The following is a 14,371-nucleotide window of genomic DNA, read 5'->3' on the forward strand; positions in this document are numbered from 1 at the left end:
TATGGCCTTGGTGGCGCTCATCACGCAAGAGGGGAGGGGTGAACCGGCGATTCACCCCCTTGAGCCGCCATGCCTTGACGAAGAGATTGCGGCTCTTGGACTTTATGGCGCGCCAATCACGGTTAGCGCGAGAGGAATGTGACCTTCAGGACATTCGAAATTCAGAAAAGCCCCTGAGAGCGACAGCAGGGGCGCTGAGCGATCTCTTCGTCAAGAGGCGCTCTCCATCCCTACTTGAAGATTCGTAGTCAGTACAAGGAGCAGTTGCTACACCCATTCACGACATGGCTGGTCACCACAAGGATTACGAGCTTTGGTGGCTTAATCAAACGCAAGCTTGCCGTAAGCCAAGTTCAGCAACCGATCCCCTGGCTCTTGCTCTGGAGAAACAGCTCGACAAGCGCTGACGATGCCGATGTGGAAAAGGGGCGGACCGGTACCCGAGGGTTTCAGTCGATGAAAGCTTTACTGCGATGCAGAAATTTAGCCCGCCTACTAATACCATCACTTAGGAGGTTTCCTCAAAACTGAAAGAGTATCGACACTCCTATGTGGTCAAATTTCACTTTCCTGGCTTGTGTAAGTTCCTACGGACGCATTGTTGTTTTGAGTTCTATTCACGTCGTTTAGCTCAGATACACCGGTTATGACGGATCAGTGGGAACTCAACCGAATCAACTTTGAGGGGGTGTGGCAAGGGAACAGTCATTGGTATGTCCGTCGAGACGATGGCGAGCTTGATTTCCGGCAACCCACCAGCGTCGTGAGCAACACCCGGTACGCAATCAGCTTCGAGGATGCCGATAATGGTCTTTGGGAAGGCACTGGGCTGTTCTTTGCTCCTGGTGGTGCAGCGCAGTATGCCTTGAGTCGATCCACTTACAACGCTTCAGGAGCCTGCTGGCAATTTGCAGGTGCTGGGGGCCAGTCGAGTCTGGAGGTTTCCGATGATCTGGGCCGGTTTGGCCACGAAATCAATTTTTTTCACGGCCGATCGCGCTCGATGCTGGTGCTGCTTTGGAAGCAGGATGGCTGTGATTGGCGTCTCAATGCCATTGGTGCGGTTGCATTCCGTTGTCAGCTCAGTAAGGAGCTTGAACCGTCAAGGCGCCAGGCCAACTCGATGAGTGCGTTATTGAAGCCTTTGGATGGATGCTCTGGAGTTGTCGAACGCTTCAATCCGTTTTCTGGGGTTGCTGGCTTGTCATCAGCGCCTGAGTTTGTCCGGTGGGATCCCGAACCCTTTCTTCAAGCAGAGCTACAAGGAGTGTTTAATGATGGATTGGCATGCGGTGTTCCTGAGCGCTTGCCAAATGGTGGCTTTCGCTTGGAGGTCGGATGTTTGCAGCCTTCACATTTTCAACAGCTGCGCATCGACTTTGATGAGCATCACAGGTTGCGTTGGTGGGAACGGCTCTTATTCGCTCTACCTTGTGCATCCTGAATAGCAGCACTGCAATCTGCTTTTGTCGACGAGGCAGAGGCTAATGACTTAGTAGAGGTTCTGCTCGTAGCAGGTGTAGCCTTAAACATAGCTTATAGTTCCCAGGGTGACTAAATAGTTTGTATATGCTATCTTGAGTACTGCAATATTGCTAGCGGGAGACGTGAAGCGACATACTTGCAAGACTTAATACGTGTGGCGAGGGCTAAAAATGCGTAGCAGCTACTTCAACAAACATTTTTGGCGAAGAGAACTCAAAGCCGGCGTCTTTTATCTTTTGATTAGACACGAGGGCATTTGATACTCTCATACCTGGAAGATTTGTATTTGCCCACAAAACTGGAGGGAGTCCTTCTGCCTCGCAAACCTTGTTCGAAAGTTGACGACGAGTAAGCTGGGTATCATCAACAATATTGTATATACCCCGCAATTTGTTTTCGAGGGCGAACTTAATCGCCCTCGTTATATCGACTATGCTTGTCCATGACTGCATGTCATCTCCGTTCTTGGGTATCTGACTGCCAGCCGCCTGCTTTATCAATGAGACCATATCACGTCCTGGACCGTATATTCCGCCCAGCCTCAATATGCAGGAAACAACGTCCTGTCTGCCCAGATTTAGAAGCATCTTCTCAGAGTCGATTAGCAATTTATTTACCTGATGGCTGCAGTCCACCTCAGTAGACTCGTCTACCATCTCACCTCCACAGTCACCGTATATTCCAGCAGAACTTATATATATAAGCTGCAGTGGGGTGCTACTCCTACGATTACGCAACGCATTGGCAAGGTTGCTTATCCCTTTTCCGAATAGCGACTCATATCCTTCGCCATTACGAGTTGGAGCTGCTGAGACAAGGAGTGCGTCCTGATGCTCAAGAAAAGAAGAAGGAAAGTACTCATCTGAAATGTCCAGCAAAAATGCCTCATCGACGATGTCACGAATTCCTATAAGTCCCTGCCTTGATCGGGATGTACCAGTAACCCTGTATCCAGAGTATCTAAGAGCGGTTGCAGCGTCTCCACCAACATATCCACACCCAATAATGGCAATACTTTTAGTCATCTCAAAGAACTACTAATGGGAAAAAATAATTCGGTTGAAAACTTGGGTGTTTATTTGCTCCCTAGGTTTTGGGTTGACTCTGAGATAGCCCAGTTGGTTACAGCTTTTTGCTGGATCCAGGCCCTCAATAAAGTCTTTGCGAGTTTTTGCAAGCTGTCGATGTCTTCAGTTTGGTCAATTTCGCGACTAAAGCGCTCTATCTCAAAGTGCTGACTGGTTGAGAGCGATAACTGTTTCATGGAGTACACCAGGCACACCTGAAACATAACGTGATCAGAAGTTGCTTGTCGTGCAAATGGTATTAAATGCTGCGCTCTTGGTTGCTGCATCAACATCCGCAGACACAAACTGTGTTTAGCAGCCTTACGCATTGCGCGCTTATGGACTCGAAAACAGATTCTTATGGCCTACTTTGTCAGTAGCTGTAGGGCCTTTATGCATTTCGAATGGGGTCAGCACCTAGAGCTTTCGAAAGAAGTAGCGGATGCCTCAGACAGGCAGATGGGAATCTCTCTCGCTTTAATGGGTGTAGCGCTAACTCTCCTCATGCAGGATCTTTTGGTGCATGAGCTTCAAAATCGTTCTTAAACGGCTTCGACAGTTTATGACCTAGTGTCGATGTGATTTCGTTGATTCTTTCGGTATTTATGACTACTCTTTCTTTTTGAGTGGATGCTCTCTTTTCCACATCTATTAGAGATGCATTTCTCGATAACCCCCGTTTCTGTCAACTGCGCTTGCAGTAACCGTCTCTAGAGAGTTGCGTCTTTGGCGGTGCTCGTAACCCAAGGGATGGTGCACCCGCGAGGAAGATTCTGGAGCTAAGTCCCAGAAAGATTCGTGCGATGCACGATCTTTACCGTCTGAACAGCTCCTCAAATGCGAAGCAGGTCCTGCGGCTTCGGGAAGAAGCGACGTGAGGGGATTTCTCGTCGAATGGGCGCTGCTAGCCATGGCTGGATGGATTGAGCAGCCCACGTCTCATCCTGTGGAGTTACGGCATCGCCTGCGAAATCAGGCCATAGCTCCCCGACCCACTGCTCAGTAGCGGGGGGTGTTTTGGGGGAGCTTGGCACTCCCCCGTCTCGGATCACAGTGCCTGCGGGGACCGTGTCCTCAGTGGTTATGGCTCTGATCGACCTAGGAGTGCAATGGCTCAGCCATTAATCAGACCCTGCTGTAACCCAGCATCGTTTTGAAGATTTTTAGTGGGAGCCCGAACGACTCCATCAGAGCCTTGCACTCATCGCCGACAGTTCCGTAGACCTCAACGCTGAAGCCGTCGCCAAGCTCTGCATGCTTCTGCAAATACTCCTGAACGGGGGGGTTTGAGACATGAGCGGCAAAGGCTGCATCGTTCGCATAGACCTCTGACCAGACGAATGCCATTGGATCATCTGGATCTTGATCGAAAGTGTGGTGCAGCATTCCGGGTTCGCTCGCTTGAACTGCAGCATCGGTAACACGTGCCAACTCCAAGTACTCATCAACACGTCCCTCCTTGACGTGGATACGAGCCAAGAGCATGAAGGGGGTGCTGTGGTCGAAAGCCGCCATGGAATCAAGAAAAAGCCTTTGCTCTCCAACCTTGACAGGGTTGAGCTGTTGTCAGGGGCGCTGCTGGGGCTGAGCTTGCAGTCCGACCAACGCGTCCAGCTCACGGACGATGCCGACTTCGCCAAGGGCACGACTGGCATCCGAGCGCTGCAGTCGATCGATATCGCCGTCAGACACCCTGAAAGCTTCGCTGCGATGAAGGACGCGATTACCTGACGTTCAGGACTGGGGCTGGTTTTTTAAGTGCATGAGGTGGCCTTCGGGTCGCCTTTTCTCTTGCCCTTTGGCATCGACAATGGGCATTCTGGCTGCAGCCGCTTAAAGGCCTTGCTTCGTCTGATCATCGGGATCGGAGTCATCCTGCTGCCTCTGCAGTTGTGGTCGCACCCAAAGGGCATGTATCCATCACGCGCGGAGGCTGCCACAAGAGCTCACGAGCTTGGGTGTGAAGGCACACATATGAATGAAGGGAAATGGATGCCATGCCTTGACGAGGCCTCGCTCCACCAAGTATTGCGAAAACAGTGAATCTTCGACGCATTCATCGAGTGATCGTGCCTGTTGCAGCGGTACCACTCCTCATTACTTCCCTTTCAGGCTCTGTCTACAGCGGCCTGCTTGACCAAGGAATCGATGCCTTCTGGCTGCTAAAGCTGCATACCGGTCGATTCGGACCAATTAACTTGCAGCCCTACTACTCAGTGATTCTTGGCTTATTAAAAATTGCCTTGATTGTCTCTAGTGTATCACTGTTTCTGCCTAAACGAAGAAGTCTAAAAACTTCTGAGTAGGCGAAGGTGGCTTGAGCTGGGTCCTTCTAACCTTGATGCATGAGGGTGATCCGAAGGCGCACGATTCATCTACCGTCAGTGCAAAATTCCTTAGGCTGGTTTAGGCGCTGAGATTTAGCGAATAGTGGCCATTAAGAGCATTGCAGCAGCTGCAAGAGAGCTTGGATATCGGAGTCGCTCAAGCCTTCAGAATTTGATGGATGACGGCTACCTGGATGACTTCATTTCACTGAATGAGAGGGGGCATCGGCAGCTGGAGATGAATGGGCTACGGGAGCGCGTTGCTCAGGTGGTGAATTGGAGTGACCGGAACGTGGTGGCCAAGGAACGGCTTAGCCGCGTTGATCTGGAAACGATCCTCAGGATTGGGGACTACTGCAACGCCTTATGTGAGCGGTACGGGTGGAAGACGCGTCACACAGCAGCGGAGTGGATGATGCTGGAGGAAGCAATGCACAAAGCAAGGCTGGAAAAGCTTTCACCGCCTGTTCTCTGATCAGTATTCGGTGTAGGTCTCGTCGTAGATGTCTTTCAGATTCTTCCCGTTAAAAGTCCAATAGGGACTGGGTTGAACGGCCCACTGAATGTCCATCAGCTTCTGTGTCAGAGCTGACAGGGAATAGACGTCGGCGTTTTAGCGAACATGTCGCGGGTCCTCAACGAAACAAGTTTGCCCATCGCGGAAAACAAGCGGGCTCCCGTCAGGGATACCCATGTCGGAGAAATTCATCCGCGGCTTTTTCTGCCGCTTGAGTTTTTCGGATGAGGCTTTTGCTTCGGTATCAACCTTCTCCGCTTCCCTCTGCATGGCTGGAGTGATGTCCTCCAGCTTCATCAGATCTAGCAGCCCGATTGCTTGCTCAGGCTCGATGCTGAAGAACTCCCGCCTTGGGTTCACTCTGTAGGGCCCGAACGCGTTGTGGAAGGCTTTCTCAACCTTGTCCATATCCGCGACCCTTGCCGCGTAGGCGCACTCAAACGGCAAGGGCACGCCAGTTGTGTAGAGGTCGTTTAGGCGGGCCTCAACCTCACGCCCTGTCTTCCCGATCTTCACCATGCCAGGCATGGCGGGATTGGTCAGGACGTAGACGATGCCTTCGCTCATCAATAAACGGCTTTCACAACCAGTTTGCCCCTGAGGTGCTGCCTGCGGTGCAAGCCAAGAGCTAACCGGACCATCATGCGGGCATGATCCAGAAGAAGAATCTCGGCAACGCGGGCGAGTTCTACGTCCTTGCGCAGCTTGCTCAGCGTGGGTTTGTTGCAGGTAAGACCGACGACGGTCAGACCCTGATCGATGTCATCGCCACGGAACCGGAGACTCTCCAGACGGTCAACATCCAAGTCAAAACAACTAGTTCAACCGCCAAGGTCTCGAGGTGGATCATGAGTTCTAAGAACGAGCTGGTCTTTGATTCGCTTTGGTACGTCCTGGTCAGGCTTACGGACCCCGACCATCTACCGAGCTTTTACGTTTTTCACAGCAACGAGATTGGCCCCTGGCTTCAAGCCGATCACGTCGGCTGGCTGGCCGGTGACCCAAGTCGCAAGGACAGCAAGGTTCGAAACTTCAGGCCTACAGGAGAAGAATTGGCGGAGCGAGAAAACGCCTGGGACCGGATGTTTGGGCAAGCCGGTTCAGGCTCTTAAAAGGGGTGGCGCATCCACTAGGACGAGCCTGGCGGTAAGGACCGACCAGATTCGTGGGACGCACAAGCTTTAGTGTGTCCGCGGCCGTTCAAGCGCGCAACGGCGCATGACCTGTTGCTGCCGATCCAGAGGATGGGCTTTGCGTGCCTTTTGCATGCCCAGCTTGATGACTTTCGCTGAGAAATCAATCGGGGCGACAGGATTCGAACCTGCGACCTAGTGCTTCCAAAGCACTAGAAGCATGTGGCCTCTGACTGGCGGCTCTTGTCATAGCAGGCTCTTTGGCCCGCTTTGTCTTGCCATGTCCTGTCCACTTAAGTAGGTTTTGCCCACGTTTTGCCCACGCGTGTGCCCGAGGTTGTTCACTCTGACGCTTGGGCTATTTCCCTGCGCCAGCAGGTGAGAGGGCTTGCTCGTGGCTGGACAGTGGAGGAAGCCCGTGGTCGAGTGCGTCTCAAGGTCCGCTGCGACAGCACTCCAAGTCAGTCAGTAACCCTGCCGTTTGCCTGGTCAGCAAACGACGCGGGAGATGTCTACGTGCGCGTTCGCCACATCTACAAACTCGTCGCCTCGGAGGGTTACTCCCTCAAGCAGGCCGCAGAGGTTGCTGCAGGCAAGGCCCCAAAGCTGATTGAACAGCTCGACTGGAGTGGGGCTGTAGAGCGCTTCAAGGATCAGAAGCTCCACCATGGAACGGTCATCAAGCCAGCCACCTGGGACAGCAAGTACGTCCCGGTTCTGGGCGATGCAGTGGCGCTCCTTACGGGGAAGGATCAGCCCACAAGCCCTGCGGAGCTGATTGATCGCTGCATTCGCTCCTGGGCCTCCGGTAGCCGCACCAGGCAGGAGCGGGCGCGAAACCTCTGCCAGTTCCTTCGCTACTGCGTCGCAAGACAGCAGTTCCCCGAGATCTGGCAGCCCCCTATCGACCTCAAAGACCACATCGGGCGTAAGCCGCCTGATGCCACGAGCCATAAGAGCGACCCGCTCTCTGATCAGCAGATCCTCGATTTGCTGACTTCGTTCCCTGATGACGGACCGGGGCGTCGCTGGTCTGATGCCATTCGTCTGCTCGCTGAGCTGGGACTCCGCCCGATTGAGTTGCTCCACCTCAGCGTGAAAACCGACCGCAAGACCGGTGAGGCGTTTTGGTGGTGCAGTTACGAGAAGCGAGCTGGAGGCGGTGTCACGAGACCTCGCCGTTTAGAGCCGCTCCCGCTGAAAGGCGATGACGGCGAAGTGCAGCAATGGGATCTGATGCAGCGGTGGAAAGCCGGTGAAATCAATCTGCCGCCACTGTCATCAACCAACGGAGTAGCCGAAGCAATCAAGACCTACCTGGGGCGCCGGGCCGGGTGGATTCAGCTGCGCGGGGCCGTCGAAGCCAATGGTGAGCGAGTAAGCGTTTACAGCTTTCGGCACAGCTTCAGTGTGCGGGGGCATCAGCTCGGGATCGATTCCGGCGCAATGGCTTTAGCGATGGGGCACAGCCTCGAAACGCACTGCCGCAGCTACCCCTGGGCGACTGAAAGTGGGGCTGCTAGCGCATTCAAAAAAGCCCGAAGTCGTGCCTAGACCTTGCAGGTCAGGATTTGGTCAATAGATTGCCGGGCACTGATACGGCAGGTGCCCGCAAGGCCACGCTGTCGATGACGTAAGTCACTGGGCCGCAGGTTCACCAACTGCGAGAACGAGGGTCAGGGCTCCTTGAGCGGTGGTGTTCACGTTCATCCTTTTGATGGCCAGGCCCCCACGCAATCACCGCTCCCTCGGAAAGAAATTTCGCAGTCCTGAGGCTGCGAAAAACATTTCTGTTGCCAGGAATCTCTACAACAGCATCAATCGCGATAGTGAAGGCGACTACACGCTTCTCCTCGAGAGCGTGAAAGGCTTCTTCGGTAATGAAGTGGTGGCGGCCCTCAAGGGGATGGGCATTCGTTAACCCCCAGTAATGCCAAACCCGTTACCCGCATGGGTCTCGCAGCGCGCTGCCGCTGATCACCTTGGCCTGAGCGAACGCACACTTCTTCGTTGGCGTACGGCCGGCCTCCTGAAGCCTGGCGTCCACTTCCGCCGCAAGTTCCCAAACCCCAAGTCAGCTGTCCAGTACCACCTAGAGCGGTGCGATCAGGTCATCACCGAGCTCACTGCTCGTGATCACCGCACCCTTGAGCTTGCGGAGCAATCAGCATGAAAAAAGCCGCCTTCGAGGGCGGCTGGGGTCCAACTCATAACCCCAGACTAAGCCCGCCTAATTCGTGCTGCATTGCTCTCCTCGTACAAGCAACCGTGAGGGTTGGAGTGCAGATAGCTACTTGCGAGTAGCTGAGGCCTTTCATTTATCGAATCCACTGGCGTCCCTCAGGTGGGTTCAATTCGCCAGGGGGGTTTCCTGATGCAGTTCGAGAATGAACAGGAGCAACCTGTCTACGAACAACACATACAACGCCAGCGACGCACATCCTCGAATCCCCTCACCCAACCCGACTTCGCCCCTAGTGGCACCGGAGTAGGGAAAGTCCATTCCTTCAGTGAACTCAAAGCCAGTAGGCGACCTACTGAATGGATTGTCGAGGAGATCGGCGCACGTGGTGCCTGCGTTCTGCTGGCCGCGGACAAGGGCTCTGGCAAGACATCACTGCTCTATGCCATGGCTACGGCCATCGCCAGGGGAGACCATTTCATGGGCCAGCTCCCTACGACCAAAAGCAAGGTTCTGGTTGTTCAAGGTGATGAGAGCAGAACTAATGCCCTCGACAAGCTTGATGCCATGGGCATCGACGCTGAATTCGACTTCTTGTTCCCAGACGAAGTCTTGTGGAATGGCCTGGAATTAACCAAGCTTCGCCGCTTGGTTTCAGACGCGGGCTACAAAGCCGTCCTTGCAGACAGCGTTACGACCCTTGTGGGCAACGGTGCTCATGGCGTGCGGATGAACGCTCCGGAGTTTGCGGCCCCTCTCTATGGGCTGAACCAATTGGCTGGGGAGATGAACTTCATGGCTGTCATCGCGTCTCACCTTCGCAAAACAGATGGTCAAACCACAAAGCCAATCTCCACCGATGACGTATTGGGAGCAGGAACCCTCACTGCTGCCGTAAGCGACGTCTGGGCTCTGGCCAGGTCGCCTAAACCTGATTTTCCAGATCACTTTGTTCTGTATTGCCTTGGCAAACGCAATTGCCAGCTCGGCACGGATTGGAACCTTCAGGGTTCTCAAGAGGATTTCAGCTGGGTTCTACGGAGCGTGGCTGACCCCAACGATCTGCTTCCTCAAAAGAGGCGAGAGCTCAAGGACAAGATCCTTCAGCTTCTTTCCACAGCAGATACCTGGCTCAGTGCTTGTGAGATATCGGCAGAACTGGGTTGCAATGCCGAGGTTGCCCGGCGTTGCTGCCGAGAACTGAGCTCTCAACAGCTCATGAGCAAGGTCAAAGCTGCCTCTACGGGAGGTCGACCGGCCTGGCTCTATGGGATTGGGACTTTCCCTACCTAACCCCCACTAGGGCACAGCAGGACTTTCCCTACCCAGGGTGAGTAGAGGTACCGATGGCAACGGCTACCGGTGCAGCTTCACTTGGTGCGTTCGAGACATGACTTGGGGACTTCAGGCTGGGGGTGGCACCCCAGCTTTTTTATGTGATCCCAGTGGGATCGTTTTTGTCAACAGAACCAAGCGTGGTAATGCCCATAGCCGCCCACGCTGGATAGAGCGATAACGACATCGAGCGCGACATCTGTGTCCGTCGCACTCACTCAGGGAGGTCGTGTTCACTCCCGCAACGGTGTCCCGGCCCCCTCCCCCATCTATGCCGGGATGCTTGTTGTGCCTTGAAATATGAGCAGTAGTACTGATTGCTTTGTCTGCCAGCCTCGGCACCATGCCCCTATTCGGGAGGAAGACGCCCGGGTAGGAACCCCAAACCGCGGAGAAGCCACCGCGGTTTTTTCATGAACGACCTACCTGCAGAAGCAGATTGTTCGATCTCCCGAAGCTGGCTAGAAAAAGATCAAGCCTCCCAAGAAGCCATGAGCAACGCACGTGATCTCATCAACGCCCATCTTTACCCTGTGCTAGCGACAGCTGGCACCATTTTTCTTGCAATCGGAATGGTGAATGCCATTCAGGTCAATCAAAAGATGTCCGCTATTGAGGAAGAGGCTAAGTACTTCAACCACTGTATAAAAGCTCATATCGAGGAAAACCCCAAATACCTGCTAGATGAGATTGTTGTCCACTGCAACGGCAGCTACAGAGAACCAAAGACCTCTTTGGCTCAATAGTAGTTATCAACGAGAAGTGCGGCAGCAGTTGAGCACGAGGAAACAGCGGAGTTGAGTCACGGCGGTCTTTTCTTGACCGTCTGCTTACTGTGAAGGTGGTCAAACCTCGGAAATCCGAGGGATTGCAAAGGCTGACTTGATTCTTGTGCTGACGCGATGCTCACTTTTGTGCGCACAACCCGTTGCCGGGTCACTCAGGTTGCGGCAATTAATTTCACCCACGGAGTCTGTGCATGGAGTCATTCTTGCGGATCAAAGCCTTGCAAAGATCCGATATACCAATAATAATCGGATGGGCCCGCAACGAAGGATTTGCTCCTGGCAGGGGTGATTTTGAGATCTACAGGAATACAGACAGACAGGGAATGTGGATGGGATGGATTGGGAGTAGCCCTGTAGGCTGTATCTCAGCAATTAGGTACAACGAAGAGTACGGCTTTGTTGGTCTCTACCTTGTTGCAGAGAAGTGGCGGGGGCAGGGTTATGGGAGGGCACTATGGAATAAAGCAATTGATCATTTGTCTGGTCTTCCGTGTATTGGCCTGGAGGCAGCTGAAAGCATGAGAGCTGTCTACCAGAGGCACGGATTTCAGCCGTCCTCCACTACGACTAGATGGCAGCTGATTAGCGATGGTTCAACCAGGAAACCAAGAACGAGCCTTAAGGGCTTCAATCTGGTTCCGGGCAGTGGGATCTCGGAAGCTGAGGTGCAAATGTATGACGTTCATCGCGAGCCTAGTCCTAGGCCGCATTTTCTCCATCTTTGGCTAACACATAAAGCCGGATCTGTCTTCGCGCTGGCCGATCAGGCTGGCAAATGCCATGGTTTCGGCCGAATAAGGCCAAGTCTTCTACGCAAAGGAGAGGGCTGGAGAATTGGACCACTCATGGCAGATACTCCTGAGGGCGCATCACATCTCTTGTCCGGCTTAATAGCGAAGCATGAGGGTGTGATATGGATTGACTCGCCTGGACTAAATCAACAAGCAGACCAGATACTCGAAGAGTCAGGATTTTCGCCTATTGGAAAGACTATTCGGATGTATAAAGGCTTTCCACCTTCAGGCAGCATTGATGAGGTCTACGGATTGGCCTGCTTGGAACTTGGTTGAGACTTGAAATCCAAAAAACAGCAATTCGATGGTTCGTCGGGAGCATTAACTGCTGCCGCAGCACGAGCTATTCTCGGGTTCTAATTGACGGAAAGTGAGAGCGTATCCTGTAGGAATGTCTGCTGACTTTGCATTGATCAGTTTGTTTTATTCTGGTCCGTTTCTTCTTCAGCAGCCCGTTGCTCTTCCTCCCACGCATCTATGGCCCTTGTGGAGATAGTCGCAAGCAGTGATCCGTCTGCACTTCTGAGAAAGACTGATCCAACACCAAGGGAACTCTGCTCAGTACTTACAGACTCTCTGCTTTCAACTCTTCCAATTTCTAATGCGAACAAGGTCGCCTTCTCTACTAGTGAATTCATGCTCTGTTGATGATGTGGTCCATGGAAGACGAAGGCCGCCCCTCCCCGGTGGAAGAGACGGCCTACCTAGGTCGTTCATGCATGGGATGCACCCACTGCTTGATGGACGAAAGAGATGGATGGAGCTTCTGATCTCGACGCCTGGGGCCGAGCTTCCAGTTGGCGGGCCTTCTTACTCCTTAGGGCACCTCACTGGGTGCGGATGGAGTGTCCCCCGGCAGAACCGAGATTTAGGACGTGCCCGTGGTGGATGAGAAAGAACTGTGGAGCAGGGGTCTGCAGTCAGCTAGCTCACTGATGCTTCTGAGGTGGAGTGTCGTCCAAAACGCCTCCGAGATCGATGAACCCACCATCGACCTGATTCGAACAGACGGCAATCAGGCTTTATGCGCATTGCCTTTTATGGCCAGACCTCCGATAGTCAGGACAGCGTGCCTGGAGTGGGAGGCCGCTCAGAGGCTCAGATGAGCGTTCCCCCTTCAGGCACGCTGAAAGCTTCGCTGCAATGCAGGACGCGATCGCCTGACTTACTTGTCTGGGACTGGGTTTTCAGTGGATGAGGTGGCCTTCACGTCGCCTTTTTCTTGCTCTTTTGCATCGACCATGGGCATTCTGGCTGCAGCCGCTTAAAGGCCTTGCTTCGCCTACTCATCGGGATCGGAGTCAGCTTGCTGCCTTTACAGTTGTGGTCGCACCCAAAGGGCATGTATCCATCACAAGCGGAGGCTGCCAAAAGAGCTCAAGAGCTTGGATGCGAAGGCACCCATATGAACGAATGGAAATGGATGCCATGCCTTGATGAGGCCTCGCTCCACCAAGCATTGCGAAAACAGTGAATCTTCGACGTGTCCATCGAGTGATCGTGCCTGTGGCAGCGGTACCACTCCTTGTTACTTCTCTTTCAGGCTCTGTCTACAGCGGCCTGCTTGACCAAGGAATCGATGCCTTCTGGCTGCTAAAGCTGCATACCGGTCGATTCGGACCAATTAACTTGCAGCCCTACTACTCAGTGATTCTTGGCTTATTAACAATTGCCTTGATTGTCTCTGGTGTGTCACTAATCTTGCCTAAACGAAGAACTTAAAAAGTTCTGAGTAGGCGAAGACGGTTTGAGATGGGTCCTTCTAACCTTGATGCATGAGGGTGATCCGAAGGCGCACGGTTCATCTAGCGTCAGCGCAAAATTCCTTAGGCTGGTTTAGGCGCTGAGATTTAGCGAATAGTGGCCATTGAGAGCATTGCAGCGGCAGCACGAGAACTCGGATATCGGAGTCGCTCAAGCCTTCAGAATTTGATGGATGACGGCTACCTGGATGACTTCATTTCACTGAATGAGAGGGGGCATCGGCAGCTAGAGATGAACGGACTACGGGAGCGTGTCGCTCAGGTGGTGAATTGGAGTGACCGGAACGTGGTCGCTAAGGAAAGGCTTAGCCGCATTGACCTAGAGACGATCCTCAGGATTGGGGACTACTGCAACGCGCTATGCGAGGAATACGGTTGGAAGACGCGTCATACGGCAGCGGAGTGGCTGCTGTTGGAGGAGGCAATGCAGAAGGCAAGGCGTGCTGTGTAGCCATGTCAATTCCCCGACCCACTGCTCAGTAGCGGGGAGTGTTGAGGTGGGGGAGCTTGGCACTCCCCCGTCTCGGATCACGGGGTTCTCTCGGACCGTGTCCTCAGCGGTTATGGCCTTGGTGTTGCCGTCAATGCAAGGGGCAGCCAAAAAGGGCCGTCAGGCCCGCAAAGTTCATGGTTAGAACTTTCTGGGGTATGGGGTCTGACCGGCCATCTCCACGTCAATCTCGCGGCAGATGTTCATCCAAGCGTTCAACCCAAAGTTCACGCCATTTGGTCCATCAATAAACTCTTGAAATTCTTCAGCAGAAATGCCGTCCCTTACTTCCCAGATACAAAAGGCAGGCCCCTCGGGGCCAACTGGACAGAAGGAGTGGTTATAGAAGCCGGCCTCCAAGTTCATTGCTACGGCAGCGTCCCAGCCACCGCCGGGAGCCATAGCCGCTTGTGCTTTCTCCCACCATGAATGAGCTTTTCCTGCTCGGAATTCATGGTGTACGTGGAAAAACTTAGAGGCCATCGAGCGG

16 protein-coding genes are annotated in these 14,371 nt (G+C 53.5%); 11 read left to right on the forward strand and 5 right to left on the reverse strand.

Features of this window, described 5'->3' with window-relative positions; genetic code table 11:
* Nucleotides 1-646 precede the first annotated feature (646 nt).
* A complete protein-coding gene (locus tag H0O22_RS01705) occupies nt 647-1,444 on the forward strand; it encodes a hypothetical protein (RefSeq protein WP_185187355.1) in 798 nt (265 codons plus the stop codon).
* 205 nt (nt 1,445-1,649) lie between these two features.
* Here H0O22_RS01705 and H0O22_RS01710 read toward each other — a convergent pair whose 3' ends face one another.
* The 3 genes from H0O22_RS01710 to H0O22_RS13255 form a co-directional block, all read right to left on the reverse strand.
* Nucleotides 1,650-2,510 carry an NAD-dependent epimerase/dehydratase family protein gene (locus H0O22_RS01710; RefSeq protein ID WP_185187356.1) on the reverse strand — a complete coding sequence of 287 codons (861 nt, stop codon included), beginning with the start codon at nt 2,508-2,510 and terminating at the stop codon, nt 1,650-1,652.
* Between the two features lie 1,167 nt (nt 2,511-3,677).
* On the reverse strand, nt 3,678-4,067 hold the full coding sequence (locus H0O22_RS01715; protein ID WP_185187357.1) for a putative quinol monooxygenase: 390 nt from the start codon (nt 4,065-4,067) through the stop codon (nt 3,678-3,680).
* Nucleotides 4,068-4,118: 51 nt separating this feature from the next.
* Nucleotides 4,119-4,244: a hypothetical protein gene (locus tag H0O22_RS13255; protein WP_255439399.1), complete on the reverse strand. Its 126-nt coding sequence runs from the start codon at nt 4,242-4,244 to the stop codon at nt 4,119-4,121.
* 219 nt (nt 4,245-4,463) lie between these two features.
* On the opposite strand from H0O22_RS13255, the gene H0O22_RS01720 reads away from it, so the two are divergent.
* Both H0O22_RS01720 and H0O22_RS01725 read left to right on the forward strand, forming a co-directional pair.
* Nucleotides 4,464-4,595 carry a DUF3721 domain-containing protein gene (locus tag H0O22_RS01720; RefSeq protein WP_185188214.1) on the forward strand — a complete coding sequence of 44 codons (132 nt, stop codon included), beginning with the start codon at nt 4,464-4,466 and terminating at the stop codon, nt 4,593-4,595.
* 387 nt (nt 4,596-4,982) lie between these two features.
* Entirely contained in the window at nt 4,983-5,354 is a 372-nt protein-coding gene (locus H0O22_RS01725; RefSeq protein ID WP_185187358.1) for a hypothetical protein, read from the forward strand.
* A 138-nt stretch (nt 5,355-5,492) separates the two neighbouring features.
* On the opposite strand, the gene H0O22_RS01730 is transcribed toward H0O22_RS01725, so the two are convergent.
* On the reverse strand, nt 5,493-5,963 hold the full coding sequence (locus H0O22_RS01730) for a GIY-YIG nuclease family protein (RefSeq protein ID WP_255439401.1): 471 nt from the start codon (nt 5,961-5,963) through the stop codon (nt 5,493-5,495).
* An 83-nt stretch (nt 5,964-6,046) separates the two neighbouring features.
* Between H0O22_RS01730 and H0O22_RS01735 the strand changes: the two genes are divergently transcribed.
* The 8 genes from H0O22_RS01735 to H0O22_RS01775 all read left to right on the forward strand — a co-directional run bounded on the left by H0O22_RS01735 (nt 6,047) and on the right by H0O22_RS01775 (nt 13,842).
* The gene (locus H0O22_RS01735; protein ID WP_185187359.1) at nt 6,047-6,508 is read left to right on the forward strand and encodes a hypothetical protein; all 462 of its coding nucleotides are present in this window, start codon (nt 6,047-6,049) and stop codon (nt 6,506-6,508) included.
* Between the two features lie 447 nt (nt 6,509-6,955).
* Nucleotides 6,956-8,083, forward strand: a complete 1,128-nt coding sequence (locus H0O22_RS01740) for a site-specific integrase (protein ID WP_255439402.1) — start codon at nt 6,956-6,958, stop codon at nt 8,081-8,083.
* Between the two features lie 139 nt (nt 8,084-8,222).
* Complete coding sequence (locus H0O22_RS01745) at nt 8,223-8,450, forward strand: hypothetical protein (RefSeq protein WP_185187361.1); 228 nt, start codon at nt 8,223-8,225, stop codon at nt 8,448-8,450.
* A 453-nt stretch (nt 8,451-8,903) separates the two neighbouring features.
* Nucleotides 8,904-10,004, forward strand: coding sequence for an AAA family ATPase (locus tag H0O22_RS01755; protein ID WP_185187363.1), 1,101 nt, complete (start codon nt 8,904-8,906; stop codon nt 10,002-10,004).
* Between the two features lie 455 nt (nt 10,005-10,459).
* Nucleotides 10,460-10,792: a hypothetical protein gene (locus H0O22_RS01760; RefSeq protein ID WP_185187350.1), complete on the forward strand. Its 333-nt coding sequence runs from the start codon at nt 10,460-10,462 to the stop codon at nt 10,790-10,792.
* Between the two features lie 233 nt (nt 10,793-11,025).
* Nucleotides 11,026-11,904 (forward strand): GNAT family N-acetyltransferase, encoded by an 879-nt coding sequence (locus H0O22_RS01765; RefSeq protein WP_185187364.1) that lies wholly within the window; start codon nt 11,026-11,028, stop codon nt 11,902-11,904.
* Nucleotides 11,905-12,970: 1,066 nt separating this feature from the next.
* The gene (locus H0O22_RS01770; protein ID WP_185187365.1) at nt 12,971-13,102 is read left to right on the forward strand and encodes a DUF3721 domain-containing protein; all 132 of its coding nucleotides are present in this window, start codon (nt 12,971-12,973) and stop codon (nt 13,100-13,102) included.
* Nucleotides 13,103-13,488: 386 nt separating this feature from the next.
* On the forward strand, nt 13,489-13,842 hold the full coding sequence (locus tag H0O22_RS01775) for a hypothetical protein (RefSeq protein WP_185187366.1): 354 nt from the start codon (nt 13,489-13,491) through the stop codon (nt 13,840-13,842).
* A 180-nt stretch (nt 13,843-14,022) separates the two neighbouring features.
* Here H0O22_RS01775 and H0O22_RS01780 read toward each other — a convergent pair whose 3' ends face one another.
* Nucleotides 14,023-14,364 (reverse strand): hypothetical protein, encoded by a 342-nt coding sequence (locus H0O22_RS01780; protein ID WP_185187367.1) that lies wholly within the window; start codon nt 14,362-14,364, stop codon nt 14,023-14,025.
* Between the last annotated feature and the right edge of the window lie 7 nt (nt 14,365-14,371).

The sequence above is a fragment of the Synechococcus sp. LTW-R genome (genome assembly GCF_014217875.1).
In the GTDB taxonomy this organism is placed as follows: domain Bacteria; phylum Cyanobacteriota; class Cyanobacteriia; order PCC-6307; family Cyanobiaceae; genus Vulcanococcus.